This is a genomic window from Plantibacter elymi (nom. nud.) (assembly GCF_900177795.1).
Lineage (GTDB): Bacteria > Actinomycetota > Actinomycetes > Actinomycetales > Microbacteriaceae > Plantibacter > Plantibacter elymi.
Window position 1 is genome coordinate 835824 of sequence record NZ_FXWJ01000002.1, and the last position, 25250, is coordinate 861073.

Here is a 25250-nt window from a genome sequence, read left to right on the forward strand (position 1 = left end):
CGAGATCCACCTTTCGTGACGTGTAACTGCGCAACGCCGCACCGATGCGGAGCGGAAGGCGCGCAGGCCAATGTGGACCATCTTGCACCCGCTCCGGGGATCCCCCACAAGTGGGCACGAATTGTTACCGTTTCGATTTCTCGACGGTACGAGCCGGAAACATACGTTTCGTTTCCTGAGTACACGCGTCGTTTTCTGATTCCCGACACTTCGGGGTTACAGTGTCTCCACCCCACGAGGGGAGCACAGCTGACGGGACGACGCGGTCCCGCACAACGACTTCGCAAGGCTGGTACATGATCGGGTTCATTGCACGGCGGTTGGTCAACTACCTGTTCCTCTCCGCCATCGCCACCATGCTGGGCTACGTGCTCGTGAGCATGACACTCCAGCCCTCGGCCCGGTTCCTCGGCAAGAACCCGCCCATCCCGCAGTCCTCGATCGACGCGGCGCTCGACAAGATGGGCGTCAACCCGAAGGTGCCGCTGCTCGAACGCCTCTGGGACTGGGTCACCCAGCTCGTGACCACCGGGTCCCTCGGCGTCAGCACCCGCGGCACCCAGGTCACGGCCGACATCTTCGAGCGCTCGGGCACGAGCCTCCGACTCCTCGTCATCGGCACCATCCTGGGCGCGGTCATCGGCGTCGCCCTCGGCGTCTGGGGCGCCGTCCGGCAGTACCGGGCCAGCGACCAGATCATCACCTACGCTTCGTTCACGATCCTCGCGATGCCCGTCTTCGTCATCGGCGTCGTGCTCATGATCCTCGCGACGTCGCTCAACCAGGCGGTCGGCACGAACGTCATCAACTTCACCGGCGAGTACACCGCCGGCTTACAGGGCGGGTTCTGGACCCAGTTCGGCGACCGGGCGATGCATCTGCTGTTGCCCACCATCACCCTGACCGTCGGCGCCGTCGCCTCGTACTCGCGGTACCAGCGCAGCGCCATGCTCGACGTGATGAGCGCCGACTACATCCGCACCGCCCGTTCCAAGGGCCGGACCCGCGGCTCCGCGATCATCCGCCACGGCGTCCGTGTCGCGCTCATCCCGATGTCGACGTTCTTCGCCTACTCCTTCGGGCTCATCCTCACCGGCGCGAGTGTGACGGAGAACGTCTTCAGCTGGCACGGCATGGGCGAATACCTCCTCACCAGCGTCTCGAACTCGGACATCAACGCCGCCGCCGGGACGATCCTCTTCACCTCCATCCTCGTCCTGATCGCCGGAACCCTCTCCGACGTGATCTATGCGGCGCTCGACCCGAGAGTGCGGGTGTAACGACATGGCACTGACCGACCCATCGACCCTCACCGTCGGCGAACCCGAGACGATGCGGGACGCGCCCAAGCGGCCGCAGTCCCGCGGACGCACGATCCTCCGGAAGGTGCTCGCCACGAAGCGCGCCCGCATCGGCGGCGGCGTCCTCCTCTTCATCATCCTCTGGGCATTCATCGGCCCGCTGCTCTCCCCCTGGTCCTTCACCGACCAGGACGGCCTCGCCTTCAGCCAGCCGCCCTCGCTGTCGCACTGGTTCGGGACGAACAACATCGGCCAGGACGTGTACGCGCAGACGCTCGTCGGTCTGCAGAAGTCCATCGTCATCGGGCTGATCGTCGGCCCGGGGGCGGCGATCATCGCCGGACTCGTCGGGGCCATCGCCGGCTACGTCGGCGGCGTCTGGGACAAGGCGATCGTCTGGCTCATCGACCTGCTCCTCGTCATCCCCGGCTTCTTCCTCCTCGTGCTCCTCAGCCCGGCGTTCAAGTCGCTGTCTTGGCTCGCCCTCGTCGTCTTCCTCGTCCTGTTCGGCTGGATGGTGCTCGCCCGCGTCATCCGCGGGCAGACGATGTCGCTCCGCGAACGCGAGTACGTCAAGGCCGCTCGCTTCATGGGCGTCCCCGGATTCACGATCATCCGTCGGCACATCATCCCGAACGTCGCGAGCCTCCTCATCATCGACGCGACGCTCGGCATCGGCGCGGCGATTCTGTCGGAGACCACGCTGAGCTTCTTCGGCTTCGGCGTCCAGGCGCCCGACGTCTCGCTCGGCACCCTGCTCGCCGCCGGCGCGAGCGCCGCCGTGACCCGGCCCTGGCTGTTCGTCTTCCCCGCAGCGATCCTCGTCATCACCGTGCTCGCCTCGAGCCTCCTCGGCGACGCCCTCCGCGACGCCATCGACCCGACCTCAGGAGCCAACCGTGACTGACCCCCAGGCGACCGCACCGCTCCTCAAGGTCGACGACCTCACCGTCACCTTCCCCAACGCCGGCACGCCCGTGCACGCCGTCCGCGGTGTCTCCTACGAGGTGCGGCGAGGCGAATTCCTCGGCATCGTCGGCGAGTCGGGCTCCGGCAAGAGCGTCTCCTCGATGGCCGTCATGGGGCTGCTCCCGACCAATGCGCAGGTGAGCGGCAGCATCCGCTACGACGGCGTGGAGTTGCTCGGCCAGTCGGACAAGGAACTGTCGAAGATCCGCGGGCGCGACATCGCCATGATCTTCCAGGACCCGCTCTCGGCCCTCACGCCCGTCTACACGATCGGTCAGCAGATCGCCGAGGGTCTGCGCCTCCACGACTCCGCGCTCTCGCAGCGCGCCGCCGAGACGCGGGCCGTCGAGCTCCTGAAGATCGTCGGCATCCCGAACGCGGAGCGGCGTGCGAAGTCGTTCCCGCACGAGTTCTCCGGCGGCATGCGTCAGCGGGCCATGATCGCGATCGCCATCGCGAACGACCCGCAGCTGATCATCGCCGACGAGCCGACCACCGCGCTCGACGTCACCATCCAGGCGCAGATCCTCGAGGTGCTCCAGAAGGCGAAGGACATCACCGGCGCCGCCGTGGTGCTCATCACGCACGACCTCGGTGTCGTCGCCGGCAACGCCGACCGGGTGGCCGTGATGTACGCGGGCCGGATCGTCGAGACGGCGCCCGTCGTCCCACTGTTCCGCGAACCGCTCATGCCGTACACGATCGGTCTGTTGCGCTCCATGCCGAACATGGCGGCGAACCAGCAGGAGCGACTCGTCCCACTCGAGGGACGCCCACCGCTGTTGACGACCGTGCCGACCGGCTGCCCCTTCGCCCCGCGCTGCCCGATCGCCGTGGCCGCCTGCCTCGAGGGTGAACCGGCGCTGCTCCCCGTCCTCGACGGTCCCCTCGAGGACCCGACGACCTCGGTCAACCACACCGCTGCGTGCATCCGCGTCGGCGAGATCGCCGACGGATCGCTGCGCCGCCCGGAGATCTTCCCTCGGCCGGACGAGGTGCCGGAGGAGCTCGTCGCCGAGGTCGCTCCGGAGACCGTCCTCGACGTCCGCGACCTGACCCGCGCCTTCCCGCTCACGAAGGGCGTCGTGTTCCGTCGCAACATCGGGACCGTCCGCGCGGTCGACGGGGTCTCGTTCAGCGTGCAGCGCGGACGCACCCTCGGCCTCGTCGGCGAGTCCGGTTGCGGGAAGACGACGACGATCATGGAGATCCTCGAGCTCGCCGGGACGCAGGGCGGCAGCATCCACGTGAACGGGGTCGACACCGCGACGCTGTCGAAGCCCGACCGCCGGAAGCTGCGCAGCGACATCCAGGTCGTGTTCCAGGACCCGATGGCCTCGCTCGATCCGCGCATGACGATCGAGGACATCATCGGCGAACCGTTGACCGTCCACGGGGTCTCCCCCACCGAGATCCGGTCACGCGTCGGGGCCATGCTCGAACTCGTCGGCCTGGAACCGTCCTTCGCCGGCCGGTACCCGCACGAGTTCTCGGGTGGCCAGCGACAGCGCATCGGCATCGCCCGGGCGCTCGTCGTCGAACCGAAGATCCTCGTGCTCGACGAACCGGTCTCCGCGCTCGACGTCTCCGTCCAGGCCGGGGTCATCAACCTGCTCGAAGACCTCAAGCAGCGACTCGGACTCTCGTACCTCTTCGTCGCCCACGACCTCGCCGTCGTCCGGCACATCGCCGACGACGTGGCGGTCATGTACCTCGGACGCATCGTCGAGTACGGACCGAGCGCCACGATCTTCGACGACCCGAAGCACCCGTACACGCAGGCGCTCCTGTCCGCGGTGCCGGTCCCGGACCCCGAGATCGAACGCAGCCGTCAGCGCATCCTGCTGAACGGCGACCTCCCCTCCCCCAGCGACGACCGGGTCGGCTGCAGTTTCCGGAGCCGGTGCCCGCTGTTCCAGCTGCTGCCGGCCGACAAGCAGGCGGTCTGCGAACGCGACGATCCACGAGAGCGCCCGGTCGACGGACGGCTCGTGGCGTGCCACCACGCGGAGAGCGATCGGCTCGTCACCGCCTGATCGAGCCCCGTGCGGCCCCCACGGGCCGGCGGCCTGGAAGGATGGTGGACGTGAACGACGCGACGAACGCCGGCAATCGGACCACCCTGCGGAGCACGAGCGGCTTCTGGATCCTCGGGGTCACCGCCCTGCTCATGGTCTTCTTCATCATCGACGCCGTCGGCCGCGGGGCCTGGGGCTTCGCGGTCCAGGCGCTCCCGTGGGAGCTCCTCGTCGTGTGGCTGGTCTACCTCGTCCTCGTCCGCCCCTGCATCGTCATCGAGCCGTCGCAGCTGACCATCGTGAACGTGGGGCGTCTCCACGACATCCCATGGTCGCGCTTGGAGGAGGCGACCAGCCGCTACCAGCTCACGGTGCTCCTCCGCGACGGTCGGAAGATCACGAGCTGGGGCGCGCCGAGCGCCGGTCTCGACCGCCCGTCGATGATCGGCGGACGCGCCGGACGACGCGGGGTCGACCACCAGGACCGCGCGGCGGGTGTCCGCCGGCCCGGTCGCGCTGGGAACGAGGGTCCGACGGCCGTCGACCTCATCGACCGCGCCCACGAACGCTGGGGCCGGATCGACCCGAAGGACGACCGCCTCGCCACCTCGCGCTGGGACGTCGTCGCCCTCGGCGTCACGGCCGCACTCGTCCTCTGGGGCGTCGCCTCGGCGCTCCTCGGCTAGCGACCGGCGGAAGCCTCCTGCAACGCCGAAGGGCGGTGCCCCGGATCACTCCGCGGCACCGCCCTTCGACGTGGTGCGCCGGTTACAGCGCGAGCTCGATCCCGGCGCCGGGGATGGCGTCGAGGAGTTCGCGCGTGTACTGCTGCTTCGGGTTCTCGAACACATCGTCCGTGGTCGACGCCTCCACGATCTTCCCCTTCTGCATGACCGCGACGTTGTCGGCGATCACGCGCACGACCGCGAGGTCGTGGGTGATGAAGAGGTACGTCAGCTGCAGCTCCGACTGGAGGTCGGCGAGCAACTGCAGGATCTGCGCCTGGACGAGGACGTCGAGCGCGGACACCGCCTCGTCGAGGACGACGATCTCCGGCTTCAGCGCGAGTGCGCGGGCGATCGCGATGCGCTGACGCTGTCCACCGGAGAGTTCGTTCGGGTACCGGGTCGCGACCGCCTGCGGCAGCGAGACCTGGTCGAGGAGCTCCAGCACGCGAGCACGGCGGGAGGCCTTGTCGCCCACCTTGTGCGTGACGAGCGGTTCAGCGATCGTGTTGCCGATGTTCCGCAGCGGGTCGAGGGAACCGTAGGGGTCCTGGAAGACCGGCTGCATCTTCCGGCGCAGCGCGAGGAGGCCCTTGCGATCGAGCCCCTCCATCGCCTTGCCACCGATGCGGATCTGGCCGGACGTCGGCGTCTCCAGCTGCAGGAGCAGCTTCGCCACGGTCGACTTGCCGGATCCGGACTCGCCGACGAGCGCCATGGTGGTGCCCCTCGGGATCTCGAACGAGACGCCGTCGACGGCCTTGAGCTCCCGCTCAGCCGCCTTCTGCCCACGGATGTTGTAGACCTTCTCGAGGTCCTTGACCACGATCGCGGCTTCCGCGTCCGGCTGGGCGGCCTGCGCCGCAGCGCGGTGCTCGGCGGCGACGATGAGGTCGATGCCCTCCGAACCGGCAGGAGCCTCGTGGTCGAGAGTCTCGAGCGATCCGGTCGCCGACTGGATGCGACGCGAAGCCAGGCTCGGTGCCGCTGCGACGAGCCGCTTCGTGTACGGGTGCACCGGGTTCTGCAGGATCTCGACCGAGGGACCGGCCTCGACGATCTGCCCCTTGTACATCACGATGAGCTTCTCCGCCCGCTCGGCGGCGAGACCGAGGTCGTGCGTGATGAAGAGCAGCGCCGTTCCGCTGTCGCGGGTCAGGCTCTCGAGGTGGTCGAGGATCTTCCGCTGCACCGTGACGTCGAGCGCCGAGGTGGGCTCGTCCGCGATGAGCAGCTTCGGGCTCGACGACAGACCGATACCGATGAGCACGCGCTGACGCATACCGCCGGAGAACTGGTGCGGGAACTGCTTCAGGCGGCGGTCGGCATCGGAGAGCCCGGCCTGCTGGAGCACCTCGATCGCCTTGGCACGGACGGCCTTCTTGCCGTGGGCGATGCCGTTGGCACGGATGGCCTCCTCGACCTGGAAGCCGATGTTCCACACCGGGTTCAGGTTGGACATCGGGTCCTGCGGCACGAAACCGATCAGGCGTCCGCGGACGTCCTCGATCTCGTTGCGGGACAGCTTCGAGAGGTCGCGCCCCTCGAAGAGGATCTCGCCCCCGCTGATCTTGCCGGTACCGGGCAGGAGGTTGATGATCGCGTGCGCGGTCGTCGACTTCCCGGATCCAGACTCGCCGACGATCGCGACGGTCTCACCGGGCATCATGGTGAACCCGGTCTTGCGGATGGCCTGTACCGTTCCGCTCTGGGTGCGGAAGGTGACCTCGAGGTCCTTGACCTCGAGCAGCGGCTGCTGGGTGTTCATCTGGCTCGCGTTCAACGCAGGGCCCTCGCCTTCGGGTCGAGCGCGTCTCGCAGGACTTCGCCCATCATGATGAAGCTGAGCACGGTGAGCGACAGCGCGATCGACGGGTAGATCAGCACCTGCGGGGCCGTGCGGAGGTCACGCTGCGCCTGGCTGATGTCGTTGCCCCAGGACATGGTCTCGCTCCCGAGCCCCACACCGAGGAAGGACAGCGTCGCCTCGGCGACGATCGCGGACGCCAGCGAGATCGTGATGACGACGATCACCGGAGGGATCGCGTTCGGCAGCACGTGGCGCAGGAGGATCTTGAAGCGGGAGACACCCAGCGCGATGGACGCTTGGACGTAGTCCGCGTTCTTGACCCTGAGCACCTCCGCTCGAAGCACTCGGGCGACGGATGGCCAGGCGAACAGACCGATCGCCAAGGAGATCGTCCATACGCTCCGGTACTTCGCGAGCACCGACATGACGACGACGGCCGCGAGGATGTACGGGATGGAGAAGAAGATGTCGCCGATGCGGGACAGCACCGAGTCGACCCAACCGCCGTAGAAGCCGGCGAACGCGCCGAACACGATGCCGAGCGTGGCGGTGATCAACGTCACGATGAGCCCGACGGACAGCGACGTGGAGGTTCCGTAGATGACCCGCGCGAAGATGTCGCAGCCCTGCTTCGTGAACCCGAGGATGTGGCCGGCCTCAGGCCCGCCGTTGCTGTTCTCGAGGAAGCACTGGTTGTTCGGGGGCGTCTGCGTGAAGAGGAAGGGGAACAGGCCCACGACCACGACCAGCAGGATGAGGACGGACGAGATCCAGAACATGGGACGACGACGCATGAACGCCCACGCGTCGGTCCACAGGTTGCTGACCTTCTCGTCGACCTTGACGGCGTCGATGACCGCGAGCGGGGTCTCTTCGAGCGGCGCGACGAAGTGATTCGGGGATCGCTTGATCGTCGGCTCCTGATCATTACTTGACATAGCGGATCCTTGGGTCGAGCACGGCGTAGAAGAGGTCGATGACGAGGTTGATGATGAGGTAGAACAACACCATCACCGTCACGAAGGACACCACGGTCGGGCCTTCTCCTCGGAGGATGGCCTGGTAGAGCGTGCGGCCGACACCCGGGACGTTGAAGATGCCCTCGGTCACCGTGGCGCCGACGATCAGCACACCGAAGTCCACCGCGAGGTAGGTAACGACCGGGATCAGCGAGTTGCGAAGGATGTGCACGGGGATGACCCGGCGACGGCTGAGGCCCTTCGAGTACGCCGTCCGGACGAAGTCGAGCGACTGCGTCTCGATGACCGAGGACCGCGTCAGCCGCACGATCTGCGCGAAGCTGATGGTGGCGAGGACCAGTGCGGGGAGTAAGAGGTCTTGTATCGGCGCGCCCGGGCCGACCGTCGGCCTGAACCACCCGAGCTGGATCCCGAACACGTACTGCGCGACGAACGCGATCACGAAGACGGGGAGCGAGATGAGGATCAGGCTGACCACGAGGAACGAGGCGTCGAAGATGCCGCCCTTGCGGATGCCGGAGATGAGACCGATCGTGATGCCGGCGACCATCTCGAAGAAGACGGCGATGACGGCGAGCCGCAGCGTGACCGGGAAGGCCTGCGCGAGGATCTCGCTGACCGGCTGCCCGGAGAAGGACGTTCCGAGGTCGCCGGTGAAGATGCCGCCGAGGTACAGGAAGTACTGCACGATGAACGGCTTGTCGAGGTTGTACTCGGCGTTGAGTTGAGCGATCTGCGCGGCGCTCGGCGTCTTGTCGCCGAACAATGCGAGCACGGGATCACCGGGCAACGCGAAGACCATGAAATAGATGAGGAAAGTCGTGCCGAGCAGTACGGGGATAGCCTGCAGGACACGACGAAGAATGTAACCGCCCATGGTGTGGGACTCCTGAACTCGTGAAGCTGGGTGGGCCCGGAAGAACCGGACCCACCCAGCTATGCCGCTACAAGACTACTTGGTGATCTCGTAGTACAGCGGCACCGAGTTCCAACCGAACTCGACGTTCTGCACGCCTTCGCCGAAGCCGCCGCTCACGTTCTGGTACCAGAGCGGGATGGCCGGCAGGTCCTTGAAGAGGACCGCCTGAGCGTCCTGGAACTTCTTGTTCGCAGCGTCCAGGTCGGTCTCGGACGAACCCTCGGCGAGGAGCTTGTCGAACTCGGGGCTCGAGTAGTCGCCGTCGTTCGAGGAGGCACCGGTCGCGTAGAGCGGAGCGAGGAAGTTGTACAGACCCGGGTAGTCGGCCTGCCATCCGGAGCGGAACGCCGTCTCGATGGAGCGGTTGGTGATGCCGGCGCGGAAGTCACCGAAGACGGCGACCGGGACGCCCGAGGACTCGATGCCCAGGACGTTCTTGATGCCGTTGGTCACTGCGTCGACCCAGGCCTGGTGCGGCCCGTCGGCGTTGTACGCGATCTGGAAGGAGCCGTCCCACGGGGAGATGGCGTCGGCCTCGGCCCAGAGTTCCTTGGCCTTCTTCTCGTTGTACTTCAGGACGTCGTTACCCTCGATGTCCTTCGAGTAGCCGTCGATGACCGGCGAGGTGAAGTCGGTCGCCGGCGTGCGGGTGCCGTTGAAGATGACCTTGGTGATCTCTTCACGGTTGATCGCGTACGAGATCGCCTGACGACGCAGCTGACCCTCTTCACCACTGAAGTGCGGGAGGCGGGCCGGGATCGTGAAGGACTGGAACACCGCGGCCGGCTGGTTGACCGCGCGGTCGCCCAGGTCGTCCTGGTAGGTGGAGAGCGCGGAGTCCGGGATCTGGTCCAGGACGTCGAGGTTGCCGCTCAGCAGGTCGGCGTAGGCGCTGTCGAAGTCCTTGTAGAACGTGATGGTCAGGCCACCGTTCTTGGCTTCGCGGCCACCCTTGTACTCGTCGTTCTTGACGAGCTTGATCGACTCGTTGTGCTTCCAAGCCTTGTCGCCGTCGACCTTGTACGGGCCGTTGCCGATCGGGTTCTGCCCGAACTCGTCCGTGACCTTGCCGGCCGCGTCGAACGCTGCAGCGGGCAGCGGGTAGAACGCGGAGTAACCGAGGCGCAGCGGGAAGTCGGAGGCAGGTGCGGACAGCTTCACCGTGAAGGTGGTGTCGTCGACGACGCTCAGGCCGGTGAGGGGCTGGCCGTCTTCGTTGTAGCCCTCGACGTCAGCGAAGAACGAGGCGTTCTTGCGGAGGTTGACGACGGCGTCCTGCCAAGCCATGACGAACGAGTCCGAGGTGACGGGGTCGCCGTTGGTGAACTTCTGATCAGCCTTGATCTTGATCGTGAACGTGGTCGAGTCGTCGGTGTCGATCGACTCGGCCAGGTCGTCGACCGGCTTGCCGTCGGCCGCGTAGTAGCGGAGGCCTGCGAAGACCTCGTCGATGATCTTTCCGCCACCGACCTCATTGGTGTCGCTGGGGATGAGGCCCGACTCCGGCTCGGAGCCGTTGGTCGTGATGATGGATGACGTGCTGCTGGTGCTCTCGCTGCTGGAACCGCCACCGGAACAACCGGTGAGGACGAGAGCCCCTGCTGCGATGATGGCGGCGGCAGAGCCGAACCGACTGAACTTCACAGTTCCTCCTTGGGGAAAGGGCAAGCGAAACCAGCGCATCGTGTGCGCTGGATCGCTCTTTGAATACTCTGACGATAAGCAGAAGCAGGACGGCGAGCAAACTGGGACGCCAAACGTTACACAGCGGTAACCCAATCGACGGATTGTTGCTCACGGATGCTTTTTCGTGCACGGATCCCGCCCACGACGCAACAGAACGATCATGATCGCAAAACTCGTGCGGTCGCTTCCTCGTTCTGGATACGAATCGTAAGGTGTTCATCTCCCGATATCCGCCGAGCGGACGCGCAGATGGTATGCGGTGCGCTCGGAGCCACCAGCCAGCAGAATGGACCGGTGAGCGAGCAGAACACCACCGAGCGGGGACCGGACCTCCCCGAGGGCGCCGGAGACAGCCGTCGGTGGTGGGAGATCGGCATCGTCCTCGCGCTGAGCCTCGGGGCGTCGGCGGTGTACTCGATCATCTCGCTCATCGCGAAGCTCACCGCGGGGCCGCCGCTCTCCGATCAATCTGCGGCGATCAACACCACGCAGGCCACCCGGGAGTGGCTCGACTTCAGCTACCAGTTCCTCGGGCTCTTCTTCCAGCTCGCGCCGGTCGCCCTCGTCATCTACCTGCTCTGGCAGCCCGGACGCAGCGGCTTCGCGCGGATGGGACTCGACCTCCGCTCCCCCGGACGCGACCTCGGCCGCGGTCTGCTCCTCGTCGCCGTGATCGGTGTCCCCGGCATCGGTGTGTACGCGTTGGGCCGCGCACTCGGCGTCACGGTCGCGGTCTCGACGTTCCCCGACACCATGTACTGGTGGACGATCCCGATGCTCGTCTTCTCCGCCCTCCGCGCCGGCCTCCAGGAGGAGGTCATCATCATCGGCTATCTGTACACCAGGCTCCGCGAGATCGGGTGGGGGTGGTGGACGATCATCCTGTCGACCGCCGTCCTCCGCGGGAGCTACCACCTGTACCAGGGCATCGGGCCGTTCTTCGGCAACGTCGCCATGGGGATCGCGTTCGGCTGGTGCTACAAGCGCTGGGGTCGGGTGATGCCCCTCGTCGTCGCGCACACAGTCATCGACATCATCTCGTTCGCCGGCTTCCCGCTCGCCGTCGCCTGGTGGCCGGAGATCTTCGCCGCGACGCCATCCTCCTGATGACCCGTTCGCCCATCAGTGGGCGAACGAGCACTCCCTCGCCCACGAATGGGCGAGGGAGTGCTCATGGACCGGCTAGGCGAAGGCCTCGGGCGGCGGGCAGGCGCACACGAGGTTGCGGTCGCCGTACGCCTGGTCGATGCGACGCACCGGCGGCCAGTACTTCGTGCGCACGAGCGTGTGCACGGGGTAGACGGCGAGCTCGCGCGAGTACGCGTGCGTCCACTCCCCCTCGATGACCGACTGGGCCGTGTGCGGCGCCCCGACGAGCGGGTTGTCGTCGGCAGGCCACTCGCCCGCCGCGACGGCGTCGGCTTCCGCCTTGATCGCGATCATCGCGTCGACGAAGCGGTCGACCTCGGTGAGGTCCTCGCTCTCCGTCGGCTCGACCATGAGCGTCCCTGCGACCGGGAACGACATCGTCGGCGCGTGGAACCCGTAGTCGACGAGGCGCTTGGCCACGTCGTCGACGGAGATCCCGGTCGCCTCCTTGAGCGGACGGAGGTCGAGGATGCACTCGTGCGCTACGAGGTCGCTGTCGCCCGTGTACAGGACGGGATAGTGGTCGCGCAGTCGCGCAGCGATGTAGTTCGCCGCGAGCACCGCGGCACCGGTCGCCTCGCGGAGCCCTTCCGAACCCATCATGCGGACGTACGCCCACGAGATCGGCAGGATGCTCGGGCTGCCGTAGGGAGCCGCAGAGATCGGACCGCCGTCGTGCACGACCGTCCCGCCGCCGAGCAGCGGGTGCTCGGCGCGCTGCGCCAGCGGGTGACCGGGCAGGAACGGCGCGAGGTGCGCCTTCGCCGCGACCGGCCCGACACCGGGGCCGCCACCGCCGTGCGGGATGCAGAACGTCTTGTGCAGGTTCAGGTGCGAGACGTCGCCGCCGAACTCCCCGAACCGCGCGTAGCCGAGCAGGGCGTTGAGGTTCGCGCCGTCGACGTAGACCTGGCCGCCGGCGTCGTGCACGGCCTGGGTGATCGTCTTCACCTCGTGCTCGTACACGCCGTGGGTGGACGGGTAGGTGATCATGAGCGCGGCGAGGGACTCGGCGTTGGCCTCGATCTTCGACCGGAGGTCGTCGAGGTCGACGTTGCCCTGCTCGTCGCACGCCACGACGACGACACGCATGCCGGCGAGGACGGCCGAGGCCGCGTTCGTGCCGTGCGCGCTCGACGGGATGAGGCAGACCGTCCGCTGCTCGTCGCCGTTCGCGCGGTGGTAGCCGCGGATGGCGAGGAGACCGGCGAGCTCGCCCTGGCTGCCCGCGTTCGGCTGGAGCGAGACGGAGTCGTAGCCGGTGACCTCGGCCAGCCAGGTCTCGAGCTGGTCGACGAGTTCGAGGGAGCCTACGACGTCCTCGCGCGGCGCGAACGGGTGCAGTCCCGCGAACTCGGGCCAGGTGACGGCCTCCATCTCGGTGGCGGCGTTGAGCTTCATCGTGCACGAACCCAATGGGATCATCCCGCGGTCGAGCGCGTAGTCGCGGTCGGCCAGCTGCTTGAGGTACCGCATCATGGCGGTCTCCGAGTGGTGCGTGTTGAACACTGGGTGCGTCAGGTACTCGGTCTCGCGGGCGAGTGCCGCCGGGTACTCGTGGACCGCGTTCGGGGCGAAGGCGTAGAACGAACCCCCCTGGTCGAAGACGTACGACGGCACCTCCAGCTCGGCGGAAGCGATCCCGTCGCCGAGCACCTCGACGAGCTGAGCCGTCACGTTCTCGACCGCACTGACCTCGTCGAAGCTGACGGACACGGTCGTCTCGTCGACGGCCCAGAGGAGCAGTCCACGATCATGCGCGGCTGCGACTGCGGCCGCGCTGTCCGGCACGCGGACCTGCAGCGTGTCGAAGTAGTGCTCGGACAGCACCTCGGCGCCGGCCTTGCGCAGCGCGTACGCCGCGGTGGCCGTCGCCGCGTGCACCGACTGCGCGATCCGCTTGAGCCCGTCGGGCCCGTGGTACACGGCGTACATCGCGGCCATGACCGCCAGCAGGACCTGCGCCGTGCAGATGTTGCTCGTGGCCTTCTCACGGCGGATGTGCTGCTCGCGCGTCTGCAGCGTGAGCCGGTAGGCGGGGTGACCCGCCGCGTCCTGGCTGACGCCGACGAGGCGACCGGGCATCTGGCGCTCGAGTCCCTTGCGGACCGCGAGGTAACCAGCGTGCGGCCCGCCGAAGCCCATCGGCACGCCGAAGCGCTGGCTCGTCCCGACCGCGATGTCCGCGCCGAGGGAACCGGGCGAGGAGATGAGCGTGAGGGCGAGGAGATCGGCCGCGACGACCGACACGCCGCCGGCCGCCTTGACCGCTGAGAGGACCGCCGACGGGTCCCACACGAGCCCGGAGGCACCGGGGTACTGCACGAAGACACCGAACGCCGCCGGGAGCTCCTCGGGCGAGGTGGTCGACAACGGCAGCTCGACGAGGTCGATGCCGACAGCTTCCGCGCGACTCCGGAGGAGCGCCTTCGTCTGCGGGTACGCGTCGGCGTCGACGATGAACGTCGCGTCGGCGAGCTTCGAGGCCCGGCGCGCGAGGAGCATGCCTTCGACGACCGCGGTGCTCTCGTCGAGCATCGAGGCGTTGGCCGTGTCGAGACCGGTGAGGTCGGCGACCATCGTCTGGAAGTTGATGAGCGCCTCGAGGCGGCCCTGCGAGATCTCGGGCTGGTACGGCGTGTAGGCCGTGTACCAGGAGGGGTTCTCGAGCACGTTCCGCTTGATGACCGCCGGCGTGATCGTGTCGGAGTAGCCGAGACCGATCAGGCTCCGGTTCACCGTGTTGCGGCCGGCGAGCTCGCGGAGTTCGGCGAGCGCCGCGCGCTCGGTCGCGGCGTCGGGGATGCTCGAGGAGGCGAGTTCGGCGGCCGTGATCGCGGACGGGACGGCCGCGGCGAGGAGGGCGTCGACGGTGTCGTACCCGACCGCAGCGAGCATCGTCGCCTGGGCGGCGGTGTCGGTTCCGATGTGCCGTTCTGCGAAGCGGTCCGCCATCACTCGCCCACCAGCGCGGCGTAGTCGTCCCAGCTGAGGAGCGTGTCGGGCAGCGCGTCGTACCGGACCGAGACGAGCCAGCCGGCACCGAACGGGTCGCTGTTGACGAGCGACGGGTCGTCGACGACGGCGTCGTTGGCCTCGACGACCTCGCCGTCGAGCGGGGCGAAGAGCTCGCCGACGGACTTCGTGGACTCGATCTCGCCGACCACGGTGCTGGCCGAGAGCGCTGCACCGACGGCGGGGAGGTCCACGAAGACGACGTCGCCGAGCTTCTCGGCGGCGTAGTCGGTGATCCCGATGACGGCGAGATCGCCCTCGACGCGGATCCACTCGTGCTCGGCGGTGTACTTGAGGGTGGTCTTGTCGGCCATGGGTTACTTCTCTCTCGAATAGAAGGGGAGCGTGGTGACGGTCGCGGGGATCCGCGTGCCGCGGACGTCGATGTCGAGCACGGTGCCCGGCTCGACGTGGTCGGGGTGCACGTAGGCCATGGCGATCGGGTGGCCGAGGGTGGGCGACAGTGCCCCGCTCGTCACCTCGCCGACGGTCGTGTCGCCGGCGAGGACGCGGTAACCGGCACGACCGGCGCGACGCCCCTCGGAGACGAGTGCGACGAGCACCGGTGCGTCGTCCGCCGGACCGGCCTCGACGGCGTCGCGACCGATGAACGTGCCGTGCTTGCCGAGTGCGACGACGCGGCCGAGTCCGGCCTGCACGGGCAGCGTGTCCGGACCGAGCTCGTGGCCGTACAACGGCATGCCGGCTTCGAGGCGGAGGGTGTCGCGACTGGCGAGCCCGGCGGGGACCAGTCCGAGCGGTGTCCCGGCGGCGACGATGGCGTTCCACAGCTCCACGGCGTCGGCGGCGTCGACGTACAGCTCGAACCCGTCCTCGCCGGTGTAGCCGGTGCGCCCGATGAAGACCGTGCCGTTCTCGAAGGAGGCACCCGTCGCGCGGTAGTACTTCACCTCGTCGAGGGAGGGCAGTTCGTCGAGGATGTGGAGCCCCTCGGTCGCCTGGAGGATGGCGCGGGAGGCCGGCCCCTGGACGGCGATGAGCGCGATCTCGTCGCTGCGGTCCATGACGACCACGTGCTCGAACGCCGCGGCCCGCTCGGCGAGCGCTGCGACGACGGCATCGTGGTTGCCCGCGTTCGCGACGACGAGGTACTCGTGCTCGCCGTTGCGGTAGACGACGAGGTCGTCGATGATGCCGCCGGCCTCGTTCAGCAGCAGGGAGTACTTGGCCTGCAGGAGGTCGATGGCGGACAGCTTGCCCGCGAGCGCCTGGTCGAGGAAGTCGGCGGCGTCGTCGCCCACGACCTGGATCTCGGCCATGTGGGAGATGTCGAAGATGCCGGCGGCGGTGCGCACGGCGTGGTGCTCGGCGAGGTCACTCGAGTACCGCACGGGCATCTGCCATCCGGCGAAGTCCGTGAAGCTCGCGCCGGCGGCTTCGTGGACGGCATGGAGCGGGCTGGTTCGTTCGAGGTCGGTCACGAGTTCTCCGGGGTCGCGTGGTGCGCTGCGGACACCTGACGGTGCCCGTTGGGAACTCCCCCTCTGTCATTGGCCTGAGAGCTTCACGAGCGCCGCTGCTGCGGACACTGCTTTCACCGTCGGCGAGCGCACCACGAACGTGCGCTGCTTTCCAGAGTGGCCAGTCCGATGCGGTACAGGACCTGAGAGATTGGCGGGGAGGCTTGCTCCTTCGGTGCCGGCGTACCGGCTCTCCCGCATCGTGTTTGCGGCCCGATGTTCGATTGAGCCGCCAGCATATCGCGAGTGGTCGCCTCGGCGCAGGACCTTGTTCGAGTCAGGTGTACACTAAGCCTGTATCGAGTACAGGTCATTTCTACCTGAAGTGCCACCGGTGCTCCGGAACATGGAGAGCCCCATGCAGCGATCGACGACTCCCGTGGAGCAGACGGACCCGCAGGTCGGCCTCGCGGTCTCGACCGTCATCTTCACGCTCCGAGCCGACGACGGGTTCGGCGCGACCGACCCGGAGCCCGGCATCTGGCTCCCGCTCGTCCGGCGCATCCGTGAGCCCTACGACGGCCTCTGGGCGCTGCCGGGCGGCCCGCTCGGTGCCGCGGAGTCCCTCGCGGACGCGGCCTCGTCGACCCTGGAGACCACCACCTCCCTCCGCCCGCGGTACCTCGAGCAGTTGTACGCGTTCGGCGACCTCGACCGCTCCCCCGCCGAGCGCGTCGTCTCGATCGTCTACTGGGCGCTCGTCGGGTCCGACGAGGCGAAGCGCACGCGGCTCGGCCAGAACGTCCGCTGGTTCCCGGCCGACGCGCTCCCCCCGTTGGCCTTCGACCACCGCGACATCGTCGAGTACGCCCTGTGGCGGCTCCGCAACAAGCTCGAGTACAGCCACATCGCGCACGCCTTCCTCGGGGAGACCTTCACCCTCTCCGAACTCCGGGAGGTGCACGAAGCGGTGTTGCAGAAGCAGCTCGACCCGGCGAACTTCCGACGCCAGGTCGAGTCCTCCGGTCTCGTCCTGCAGACCGACGAACTGCGTACCGGTGGGCGTCACCGCCCGGCGCGGCTCTACCGGTGGACCCAGCCCGTCACCCGACCGGAGACCCCGTCGCCCGGCCGGTCGACGAGCCGCCGGCCCACGACGTCCACCCCGACCACCCGTCAGCAGTCCGAGGAGCCAGCATGACCATCACCGCATCCGTCGACGACACCATCCAGCAGATCACCGAGGGTGCGTCCGACGGCGCGACCTGCGCGCCCGAACTCGCGGCCGGTCCCTGGGTGTTCGACCTGCAGCCGCCGAGCTACGGCCCCGGCGCGTCGATGGGCGACGTCATCCCGACCGGTTCGCCGCGACAGGGACAACTCCCGGCCGCGTACCGCGACGCCTCGAACGACGAGCTCCACCGCCGCATCGTGGCCGCGAAGCAGACCCTCGGAGACCGCGTCGTGATCCTCGGACACTTCTACCAGCGCGACGAGGTGGTCCAGCACGCCGACTACATCGGCGACTCGTTCCAGCTCGCGAACGCGGCGAAGGCACGCACCGAGGCGGAGGCGATCGTGTTCTGCGGTGTGCACTTCATGGCCGAGACCGCCGACCTGCTGTCCGGACCCGAGCAGGCCGTGATCCTCCCGAACCTCGCCGCCGGATGCTCGATGGCCGACATGGCGGACATCGACCAGGTCGAGGAGGCGTGGGAGGCCCTCGAGGCGCTCTACGGGACCGAACCGGACGCCGACGGCCGGGTACCGGTCATCCCCGTCACCTACATGAACTCCTCGGCGGCGCTCAAGGGCTTCTGCGGTCGGCACGGCGGGATCGTCTGCACGTCCAGCAACGCGGAGACGGTCCTGCGGTGGGCCTTCGAGCGCGGACAGCGGGTGCTGTTCTTCCCGGACCAGCACCTGGGTCGGAACACCGCCAAGAAGCTGGGCGTGCCGCTCGAGCACATGCCGATGTGGAACCCGAACCGCCCGCTCGGCGGCAACGAGGCGACCGACCTCGAGCAGGCCGAGGTCATCCTGTGGCACGGCTTCTGCTCGGTGCACAAGCGGTTCACCGTCGACCAGATCGACCGCGCCCGGGCGCAGCACCCCGGCGTCCGAGTCATCGTGCACCCCGAGTGCCCGATGGCGGTCGTCGACGCCGCCGACGAGGCGGGATCGACGGACTACATCCAGAAGGCCATCGCGGCGGCGCCGGACGGCACCACGTTCGCGATCGGCACCGAGATCAACATGGTGCAGCGCCTCGCCGCGCAGTACCCGCAGCACACGATCTTCTGCCTCGACGACGTGATCTGCCCCTGCTCGACGATGTACCGCATCCACCCCGGCTACCTTGCCTGGGTGCTCGAAGGACTCGTCGCGGGCGAGGTGCTCAACCGCATCACCGTCTCCGACGACGTGGCCGTCCCGGCCCGCCTGTCGCTCGAGCGCATGCTCGCCGCGAAGCCGCCGGTCGCCACCGGAACCCAGGCCGGCTGACATGGCGACGGTGCTCGTGGTCGGGAGCGGGATCGCCGGTCTCGTGGCCGCGATCCACGCGAGTGAACGGCACGAGGTGGTGGTCGTCACCAAGGACGTCCTCGGCCAGAGCAACACGCGCTATGCGCAGGGCGGGATCGCCGGGGTCATGTTCGACGACGACCGCGTCGAGGACCACGTCCGGGACACGCTGCTGGCCGGCGCGGGGCTGTGCGACGAGGAGGCCGTGCGGGTGCTCTGCACCGAGGGTCCCGAACGGATCCGCGAGCTCATCGCCTTCGGGGTGGCGTTCGACCGCGACGGCGACGCCTTCGCGAAGGGCCTCGAAGCGGCCCACTCGTACCCCCGGGTGCTGCACGCCGGCGGTGACGCGACCGGCGCGGCGATCGAGACGGCGCTCGTCGAGACGCTCGCAGCCCGGCGGGTCACCGTGCTGGAGCACACCGTCCTCGTCGACCTGGTGGTCACCGCCGGAACAGTCACCGGTGCGCACCTTCGGTCCTCCGAGCGCGGTGCGTTCACCGTCGACGCCGACCAGGTGATCCTCGCCACCGGCGGTGTCGGACAGCTCTACCCGTTCACGACCAACCCGGCGGTGGCGACGGGCGACGGCGCCGCTGCAGCGCTCCGTGCTGGAGCGGTGCTGGCCGACGTGGAGTTCGTCCAGTTCCACCCGACCGCGCTCGCCGCACCTGGCAGCTTCCTCGTCTCCGAGGCCGTCCGCGGCGAGGGGGCCGTGCTCCGGGACGCGAACGGTGAACGCTTCATGCGGGAGCTCCACCCCGACGCCGAGCTGGCACCGCGCGATGTGGTCGCCCGCGGGATCGCCCGGGCCATGGCTGCGCAGGGTGGCGCGCCGGTGGCCCTCGACGCGACCGCGCTCGGCGAGGACCGCCTCGCCGCGCGGTTCCCGGGGATCGACGAGCACCTCCGGGCCTCCGGCGTGGACTGGTCGCGCACACCGGTCGCCGTCGCCCCGGCCGCACACTATTGGATGGGCGGTGTCGCCACGGATCTCGACGGCCGGACCACCCTGCCCGGGCTCCTCGCCGTGGGCGAAGTCGCACGCACCGGCGTCCACGGCGCCAACCGCCTCGCATCCAACTCGCTCCTCGAGGGTGCCGTCTTCGCGGCCCGGGCGGTCGCGGCGATCGATGCGGCACCGGGTCCGATCGCCGGTCACCCGAGGCTCGGCGGTCAGCGGGTCTTCCTCGATCCCCTTGCGGCCGATGACGACCTCCGACTCCCAACGGACCCCGTCGAACCCTTCAGCCGGTCGGCGCTCCACGCCGTGATGTGGCGGGATGCCGGACTGGTCCGTGACGCGCGTGGTCTCGAGCTCGCGCGCCGGACCTTGGACCGTTGGTCGACCGAGCTCGACGACGTCGACGCACCGCGGTCGGTCGCAGCCGCCGAGGACCGCAACCTCCTGCTGCTCGCCCGGGCAGTGGTCGCCGCTGCCCTCGCGCGCACCGAGTCACGCGGTGCCCACGCAAGGGACGACCATCCCGGTGTCGATCCGGATCAGGCGTCACCCATCGCGATCGTCCTCACCACGGCGGCCGACGCGCACCTGCCCACCACCCACCCATCCGTGAACGGAACCGTGCTCGCACCATGCTGACCCCACACCTCATCGACACCACCGTCACCGCGGCCCTCGTCGAGGACGCCCCGTGGGGCGACCTGACGGCGGCGACCCTCATCCCGGAGGACGCCACGGCCTCGGCCTCCCTGACCGCGCGCGAGGCGGGCGTCTTCAGCGGTTCGGCCGTGTTCGAGGCGGCGTTCCGACTGACCGACCCGCGCATCACGGTCGCGTTCCTCGTCGCCGACGGCGAGCGGTTCGCGGCGGGCGACACCATCGCCATGGTGTCGGGTCCGGCGCGTGCCGTCCTGACCGCCGAGCGCGTCGCCCTGAACTTCGTCCAGCGGATGAGCGGCATCGCGACCATCACCGCGGCCTACGTCGAAGCCGTGTCGGACACCCGCGCCCGCATCGTCGACACCCGGAAGACGACCCCGGGTCTGCGCGTCTTCGAGCGCCACGCGGTGCGATCGGGTGGCGGGCACAACCACCGCCACTCGCTCTCCGACGCCGTCATGGTCAAGGACAACCACCTGTCGGTCCTCCTCGAGCGCGGCCTGACGGTCACCGAGGCCTTGCTGCGGGCTCGCGAGGAGCTCCCGCACACGACGACGATCGAGGTCGAGGTCGACCGCCTGGACCAGATCGAGGCGGTGCTCGCGGCGGGCGTCGACACGATCATGCTCGACAACTTCACCGTCGACGAGCTCCGCGAGGGCGTCGCGCTGATCGCCGGCCGCGCCATCGTGGAGGCGAGCGGGAACGTGACGCTGTCGACGGTGCGGGCCATCGCGGAGACCGGCGTGGACGTCATCTCCTCCGGCGCCCTCACGCACAGTGTCCGCTCCCTCGACCTCGGACTCGACGTCTCGGTCGACTGAGATGCTCTACCTCGACAACGCGGCGACGACGCCGGTGCGCCCCGAGGTGCTCGAGGCGATGTGGCCGTACCTGACGAGCACCTTCGGCAACCCGTCGAGCCATCACACCGTCGGCGAGGCGGCCGCCGAGGCGTTGCGGGATGCCCGGCGACGCGTCGCCACCGCACTGGGCGTCCGACCTGGGGACGTGGTGTTCACCTCGGGCGGCACCGAAGCGGACAACCTCGCGGTCAAGGGCATCACCCTGGCGGCGCTCGATCGCGGACGCCATGTCGTCACCTCGCCGATCGAGCACGAGGCGGTCGCGGAATCGGTCGCGTACCTCACGCGGTTCCACGGCGTCGAGGCCACCGTCCTCCCGGTGGACGGGACCGGCCTGGTCGACCCGGCCGAGCTCGCCGCTGCACTCCGGCCGGACACGGTGCTCGTCTCGGTGATGGCGGCCAACAACGAGATCGGCACCATCCAGGACCTGTCGGAGCTCGGAGCCGTCACCCGGGCCGCTGGGGTCCCCTTCCACACCGACGCCGTGCAGGCGGCAGGATGGCTGCCGCTCGGACTGGATCGCCTCGGCGTGGACGCGCTGAGCCTCGCCGGCCACAAGCTCGGTGCTCCGAAGGGCGTCGGACTGCTCGCCGCGCGCGGTTCCCTGCCGCTGGAACCGCTCCTGCACGGTGGCGGTCAGGAACGCGGTCGCCGGAGCGGGACCGAACAGGTGGCCGCCGCTGTCGGGCTCGCGACGGCGCTGGAGCTCGCCGAGCGTGATCGGATGGAAGCGGTCGACCGCGTCAGCGGGCTGCGTGACGCGTTCATCGCGAGGGTCCTGAACGAGGTCCCGCGCGCTCGGTTGACGGGCCACCCCGAACGACGCCTGCCGGGTATCGCGTCGTTCGTGTTCCCCGGGACCTCTGGTGAGGCGGTCCTCCTCGAACTCGAACGCCGCGGTGTCATCTCCTCGAGCGGCTCCGCGTGCGCCGCCGGCAGCGACGAGCCGTCACCGGTCCTCCTCGCGATCGGCATCGCTCCGGAGGTCGCGCAGACCGCCGTGCGCTTCAGCTGCACCACCGCCGTCACCGCGGCCGAGCTGGACCGGACGGCGAGCGCCGTCGTCGCCTCGGTGGAGGCCGTCGCGGGTCTCCGCTGAACCCCACGACGACCGACCGGACGGATCCGGCCGGGCGCTCGGTGCCTGGTGTCCGACGCCGGGTGTCCAGCGGCGTCCTCCGCCGGAGGCTGGGCTACGGTGGGATCCATGAGCACCGAGCAGGACGCGGCAGACCGCGCACGACGTCGACACGACAACGAGGACGCTGACGCCGTCACCCGGTTCCTCGCCGAGCGCGACCCGGAGTACGACCTCCACACGGAGCGTCTGGTCGACCCGGAGGAGGTCATCCTCAAGGACTGGCTGCCGCACGCGACCCCGACCGACGGTGGCGCCCCCGCCCCCTGAGCGCCGGATCGTCTCATGATCTAGCCGCCCACGCCTCGGAACACAAGTGGTTGCCGCGCGTGCGCGGGCCCGCGAGGCTGGATCTGTGACCGAGAGTCGGGATCAGAGACGGAGCTGACATGGGATTCCTGGACAACGCCAAGGACGCTGCTGAGGCGACCGGCCGGAAGATCGGCGAGACCGTCGAAGACGCCAAGGACCGGATCGGCGACAAGGTCGACGAGGTCAAGGCCGACGCGAAGGTGAAGCAGGCGGAGGCCGACGTGAAGAAGGCCGAGGCCGAGCGCGACACCACCGAGGCGAAGAACGACTACAAGGAGCAGCTGCGCGACTGACGCGCCCTCTGAACGACGAGGACCCCGCCTGGCGAACGCCGCGGGGTCCTCGCTCATGTCCGGGGCATGCGTCGTGCTCCCCGGCGACGACCGGGGCCGGCGACGCCGGTGTGATCGCCGAGATCCACCGGGAAATGGTTCTGACAGCGCCGATCTCGAGTGCCATCATGAACGGTAGCCGCGGACGCCCGGCCCGCGACCCGTTCCGACGAGGTGGCCGACATGTCGATCCTCCACACCATCCCCGAAGCCGATGCCGATGCGACGACGGCCGCGATGTACGACGACGACATCGCCGACCAGGGTTTCGTCGCTGCGCACACGAAGGTGATGGCGTTGAACCCCGGGGCCTACGCCGCGTGGGAGGCGCTGATCGGTGAGATCGCCCGACCGCTCGGCCTGCGACGCTACGAGCTCGTGACGCTCGCCGCGGCGCGAGGGACGCGGTCACGGCATTGCCGTCTCGCTCACGGCCGGAGATCGCTTGCGCTGTTCGAGGAGGACCAACTCGTGCGCATCGCGGCGGACTATCGCGACGCCGACCTGAGCCCCGCGGAGGTCGCGATGATGGCCTTCGCGGAACGGGTGGGTCGCGACTCGGACCGGATGACCGACGCCGACAGCCTGAGTCTCCGCCAGCACGGCTTCTCCGACCGGGAGATCCTCGACATCACGCTCGCCGCGGCCGCCCGCAACTACTACAGCCGCGCGATCCAGGCGCTCGCGGTCGACGTCGACGTTCCCGAGGACATCGGACCCGAACTCCGTGACGCGCTCCTCCGGGGCCTCTGAGCGGTACCGCCGCGGGCTAGCGCTCCGTGACCTGGCCGGCCTCGACGACCCACCGCCGCTCGATCCGGACGGTGTCGAGCATGCGGCGGTCGTGGGTGACGAGGAGCAGTGTTCCGTCGTAGCTCTCGAGCGCCTCCTCGAGCTGTTCGATCGCAGCGAGGTCGAGGTGGTTCGTCGGCTCGTCCAGGACCAGCAGGTTGATCCCTGTCGCCTGGAGCACGGCGAGCCCGGCGCGGGTGCGCTCCCCCGGTGACAGCTCGTCGACGGGCCGGTTCACGTGGTCGGCCTTCAGCCCGAACTTCGCCAGCAGCGTCCTGACCTCTCCCGGACTGAGGTCGGGCACGATCGCCTCGAAGCGGTCGGCGAGCGGCTCCGTGCCGACGAGCAGTGAGCGGGCCTGGTCGATCTCGCCGATCCGCACACTCGAGCCGAGGCTCGCGCTGCCCGCGTCGGGTTCGCGACGACCGAGCAGCGTCGCGAGCAGGGTGGACTTGCCGGCGCCGTTGGGCCCGGTGATGCCGATGCGATCGCCCACGTTCACCTGGAGCGACAGGGGGCCGAGCTGGAAGTCGCCCTGCCGGACGACGGCCTCGGACAGCGTCGCGACGACCGTGCTCGAACGCGGTGCGCTGCCGATCGTGAACTGCAGCTGCCACTCCTTGCGCGGTTCCTCGACCTCGTCCAGTCGGGCGATGCGGCTCTCCATCTGCCGGACCTTCTGGGCCTGCTTCTCCGAGGACTCCGCCGACGCCTTCCGCCGGATCTTGTCGTTGTCGGGCGCCTTCTTCATCGCGTTCCGCACACCCTGGCTGGACCACTCCCGCTGCACCCGGGCGCGACCGATGAGATCGGCCTTCTTGTCGGCGAACTCGTCGTAGGCGTCGCGGGCGTGCCGCCTGGCGACCTCGCGCTCCTCGAGGTAGGCCTCGTATCCGCCCCCGAAGACGCGGTTGCTCTGCTGCGCGAGGTCGAGTTCGAGGACGCGCGTGACGCAGCGGGCGAGGAACTCTCGGTCGTGGCTGACGAGCACCACACCCCCGCGCAATCCCTGCACGAAGCGTTCGAGCCGCTCCAAGCCGTCCAGGTCGAGATCGTTGGTCGGTTCGTCGAGGAGGACGATGTCGAATCGCGACAGCAGCAGCGCCGCCAGTCCGACGCGAGCGGCTTGCCCGCCCGAGAGTGACGTCATCATCGTGGTCGTCACATCCGCGTCGAGGTCCAGCCCGAGGTCGGCGAGGACCGCGGGGATCCGCTCCTCGAGGTCGGCCGCCCCGCTCGCCAACCAGCGGTCGAGGGCGGCGGAGTAGACGTCCGCGGGGTCCGTGCCTGCCTGCGGGGGCTCGGCGAGCGCCGCGGCGGCCGCGTCCATCGCCTCGGTCGCCGCAGCGCAGCCAGTCCGCCGGGCGATGTAGGCGGCGACGCTCTCACCGACGACACGCTCGTGTTCCTGCGGCAGCGCGCCCACGAAGGCGTCTGACGGCGACAGCGTGATCGTGCCGGCCTGCGGTTCGAGGGAGCCGCCGAGGAGCTGCAGCAGCGTCGACTTCCCGGCTCCGTTCATCCCGACGACGCCGACGACGTCGCCCGGTGCCACCGTCAGATCGAGGCCGTCGAACAGGGTGCGGTGGCCGTGTCCTCCGGCCAGGCCTTGGGCCACGAGCGTTGCAGTCATGCTGCAATCGTCTCATTGGGAGCAGGCCTCG

The 25250-nt window shown here is 68.9% G+C and carries 21 protein-coding genes and 2 riboswitches; of the genes, 13 read left to right on the forward strand and 8 right to left on the reverse strand.

Annotated elements, in window-relative coordinates:
* Positions 1-296 precede the first annotated feature (296 nt).
* The 4 genes from CCK91_RS08815 to CCK91_RS08830 are packed head-to-tail and all read left to right on the forward strand — an operon-like array spanning position 297 to position 4974.
* Positions 297-1280, forward strand: coding sequence for an ABC transporter permease (locus CCK91_RS08815; protein ID WP_079705532.1), 984 nt, complete (start codon positions 297-299; stop codon positions 1278-1280).
* Between the two features lie 4 nt (positions 1281-1284).
* On the forward strand, positions 1285-2208 hold the full coding sequence (locus CCK91_RS08820) for an ABC transporter permease (protein ID WP_079705531.1): 924 nt from the start codon (positions 1285-1287) through the stop codon (positions 2206-2208).
* A complete protein-coding gene (locus CCK91_RS08825) occupies positions 2201-4306 on the forward strand; it encodes an ABC transporter ATP-binding protein (protein ID WP_086473666.1) in 2106 nt (701 codons plus the stop codon). Before CCK91_RS08820 ends, CCK91_RS08825 begins: the two co-directional genes overlap by 8 nt.
* 50 nt (positions 4307-4356) lie before the next feature.
* Positions 4357-4974, forward strand: coding sequence for a hypothetical protein (locus tag CCK91_RS08830; RefSeq protein ID WP_133059960.1), 618 nt, complete (start codon positions 4357-4359; stop codon positions 4972-4974).
* An 82-nt stretch (positions 4975-5056) separates the two neighbouring features.
* On the opposite strand, the gene CCK91_RS08835 is transcribed toward CCK91_RS08830, so the two are convergent.
* From CCK91_RS08835 to CCK91_RS08850, 4 genes are all read right to left on the reverse strand, one after another.
* A complete protein-coding gene (locus CCK91_RS08835) occupies positions 5057-6781 on the reverse strand; it encodes a dipeptide ABC transporter ATP-binding protein (protein ID WP_079705528.1) in 1725 nt (574 codons plus the stop codon).
* A gap of 11 nt (positions 6782-6792) precedes the next feature.
* Positions 6793-7761 carry an ABC transporter permease gene (locus tag CCK91_RS08840; protein WP_064296417.1) on the reverse strand — a complete coding sequence of 323 codons (969 nt, stop codon included), beginning with the start codon at positions 7759-7761 and terminating at the stop codon, positions 6793-6795.
* Positions 7751-8680, reverse strand: coding sequence for an ABC transporter permease (locus CCK91_RS08845; RefSeq protein WP_064296418.1), 930 nt, complete (start codon positions 8678-8680; stop codon positions 7751-7753). Before CCK91_RS08845 ends, CCK91_RS08840 begins: the two co-directional genes overlap by 11 nt.
* Before the next feature lie 75 nt (positions 8681-8755).
* A complete protein-coding gene (locus CCK91_RS08850; protein ID WP_242664477.1) occupies positions 8756-10366 on the reverse strand; it encodes a peptide ABC transporter substrate-binding protein in 1611 nt (536 codons plus the stop codon).
* A 336-nt stretch (positions 10367-10702) separates the two neighbouring features.
* On the opposite strand from CCK91_RS08850, the gene CCK91_RS08855 reads away from it, so the two are divergent.
* Positions 10703-11515 (forward strand): CPBP family intramembrane glutamic endopeptidase, encoded by an 813-nt coding sequence (locus CCK91_RS08855; RefSeq protein WP_242664479.1) that lies wholly within the window; start codon positions 10703-10705, stop codon positions 11513-11515.
* Positions 11516-11590: 75 nt separating this feature from the next.
* Here the strand turns inward: CCK91_RS08855 and gcvP are convergent, their stop codons facing one another.
* Genes gcvP through gcvT form a run of 3 tightly spaced genes read right to left on the reverse strand, consistent with a single transcriptional unit; the run spans position 11591 to position 16014 of the window.
* The gene (gcvP, locus tag CCK91_RS08860) at positions 11591-14512 is read right to left on the reverse strand and encodes an aminomethyl-transferring glycine dehydrogenase (RefSeq protein ID WP_086473670.1); all 2922 of its coding nucleotides are present in this window, start codon (positions 14510-14512) and stop codon (positions 11591-11593) included.
* Positions 14512-14886, reverse strand: coding sequence for a glycine cleavage system protein GcvH (gene gcvH / locus CCK91_RS08865; RefSeq protein WP_064296422.1), 375 nt, complete (start codon positions 14884-14886; stop codon positions 14512-14514). Before gcvH ends, gcvP begins: the two co-directional genes overlap by 1 nt.
* 3 nt (positions 14887-14889) lie before the next feature.
* A complete protein-coding gene (gene gcvT / locus CCK91_RS08870; RefSeq protein WP_086473671.1) occupies positions 14890-16014 on the reverse strand; it encodes a glycine cleavage system aminomethyltransferase GcvT in 1125 nt (374 codons plus the stop codon).
* A 56-nt stretch (positions 16015-16070) separates the two neighbouring features.
* Positions 16071-16174: riboswitch (glycine riboswitch) on the reverse strand.
* A 1-nt stretch (position 16175) separates the two neighbouring features.
* Positions 16176-16261: riboswitch (glycine riboswitch) on the reverse strand.
* 150 nt (positions 16262-16411) lie between these two features.
* Here gcvT and CCK91_RS08875 point away from each other — a divergent pair.
* The 8 genes from CCK91_RS08875 to CCK91_RS08910 all read left to right on the forward strand — a co-directional run bounded on the left by CCK91_RS08875 (position 16412) and on the right by CCK91_RS08910 (position 23547).
* On the forward strand, positions 16412-17194 hold the full coding sequence (locus CCK91_RS08875; protein WP_086473672.1) for an NUDIX hydrolase: 783 nt from the start codon (positions 16412-16414) through the stop codon (positions 17192-17194).
* On the forward strand, positions 17191-18498 hold the full coding sequence (nadA, locus tag CCK91_RS08880) for a quinolinate synthase NadA (RefSeq protein WP_079002081.1): 1308 nt from the start codon (positions 17191-17193) through the stop codon (positions 18496-18498). Before CCK91_RS08875 ends, nadA begins: the two co-directional genes overlap by 4 nt.
* A gap of 1 nt (position 18499) precedes the next feature.
* Entirely contained in the window at positions 18500-20122 is a 1623-nt protein-coding gene (gene nadB / locus CCK91_RS08885; RefSeq protein WP_086473673.1) for an L-aspartate oxidase, read from the forward strand.
* Entirely contained in the window at positions 20116-20967 is an 852-nt protein-coding gene (nadC, locus tag CCK91_RS08890; RefSeq protein WP_086473674.1) for a carboxylating nicotinate-nucleotide diphosphorylase, read from the forward strand. Before nadB ends, nadC begins: the two co-directional genes overlap by 7 nt.
* A gap of 1 nt (position 20968) precedes the next feature.
* Positions 20969-22111, forward strand: coding sequence for a cysteine desulfurase family protein (locus CCK91_RS08895; protein WP_086473675.1), 1143 nt, complete (start codon positions 20969-20971; stop codon positions 22109-22111).
* Positions 22112-22219: 108 nt separating this feature from the next.
* Positions 22220-22420 carry a hypothetical protein gene (locus tag CCK91_RS08900; RefSeq protein ID WP_064296429.1) on the forward strand — a complete coding sequence of 67 codons (201 nt, stop codon included), beginning with the start codon at positions 22220-22222 and terminating at the stop codon, positions 22418-22420.
* 119 nt (positions 22421-22539) lie between these two features.
* Complete coding sequence (locus tag CCK91_RS08905; protein ID WP_086473676.1) at positions 22540-22755, forward strand: hypothetical protein; 216 nt, start codon at positions 22540-22542, stop codon at positions 22753-22755.
* Positions 22756-22977: 222 nt separating this feature from the next.
* Positions 22978-23547 (forward strand): carboxymuconolactone decarboxylase family protein, encoded by a 570-nt coding sequence (locus CCK91_RS08910; protein ID WP_086473677.1) that lies wholly within the window; start codon positions 22978-22980, stop codon positions 23545-23547.
* 16 nt (positions 23548-23563) lie between these two features.
* Here the strand turns inward: CCK91_RS08910 and CCK91_RS08915 are convergent, their stop codons facing one another.
* Complete coding sequence (locus CCK91_RS08915) at positions 23564-25219, reverse strand: ABC-F family ATP-binding cassette domain-containing protein (RefSeq protein ID WP_086473678.1); 1656 nt, start codon at positions 25217-25219, stop codon at positions 23564-23566.
* Between the last annotated feature and the right edge of the window lie 31 nt (positions 25220-25250).

Bases quoted from the DNA above. Each gene is read 5' to 3' on its own strand.
- CCK91_RS08815 (WP_079705532.1), top strand. From the start codon at position 297: ATGATCGGGTTCATTGCACGGCGGTTGGTCAACTACCTGTTCCTCTCC.
- CCK91_RS08820 (WP_079705531.1), top strand. From the start codon at position 1,285: ATGGCACTGACCGACCCATCGACCCTCACCGTCGGCGAACCCGAGACG.
- CCK91_RS08835 (WP_079705528.1), bottom strand. From the start codon at position 6,781: ATGAACACCCAGCAGCCGCTGCTCGAGGTCAAGGACCTCGAGGTCACC.
- CCK91_RS08840 (WP_064296417.1), bottom strand. From the start codon at position 7,761: ATGTCAAGTAATGATCAGGAGCCGACGATCAAGCGATCCCCGAATCAC.
- CCK91_RS08845 (WP_064296418.1), bottom strand. From the start codon at position 8,680: ATGGGCGGTTACATTCTTCGTCGTGTCCTGCAGGCTATCCCCGTACTG.
- gcvP (WP_086473670.1), bottom strand. From the start codon at position 14,512: ATGGCGGACCGCTTCGCAGAACGGCACATCGGAACCGACACCGCCGCC.
- gcvH (WP_064296422.1), bottom strand. From the start codon at position 14,886: ATGGCCGACAAGACCACCCTCAAGTACACCGCCGAGCACGAGTGGATC.
- CCK91_RS08875 (WP_086473672.1), top strand. From the start codon at position 16,412: ATGCAGCGATCGACGACTCCCGTGGAGCAGACGGACCCGCAGGTCGGC.
- nadA (WP_079002081.1), top strand. From the start codon at position 17,191: ATGACCATCACCGCATCCGTCGACGACACCATCCAGCAGATCACCGAG.
- nadB (WP_086473673.1), top strand. From the start codon at position 18,500: ATGGCGACGGTGCTCGTGGTCGGGAGCGGGATCGCCGGTCTCGTGGCC.
- nadC (WP_086473674.1), top strand. From the start codon at position 20,116: ATGCTGACCCCACACCTCATCGACACCACCGTCACCGCGGCCCTCGTC.
- CCK91_RS08895 (WP_086473675.1), top strand. From the start codon at position 20,969: ATGCTCTACCTCGACAACGCGGCGACGACGCCGGTGCGCCCCGAGGTG.
- CCK91_RS08900 (WP_064296429.1), top strand. From the start codon at position 22,220: ATGAGCACCGAGCAGGACGCGGCAGACCGCGCACGACGTCGACACGAC.
- CCK91_RS08905 (WP_086473676.1), top strand. From the start codon at position 22,540: ATGGGATTCCTGGACAACGCCAAGGACGCTGCTGAGGCGACCGGCCGG.
- CCK91_RS08910 (WP_086473677.1), top strand. From the start codon at position 22,978: ATGTCGATCCTCCACACCATCCCCGAAGCCGATGCCGATGCGACGACG.
- CCK91_RS08915 (WP_086473678.1), bottom strand. From the start codon at position 25,219: ATGACTGCAACGCTCGTGGCCCAAGGCCTGGCCGGAGGACACGGCCAC.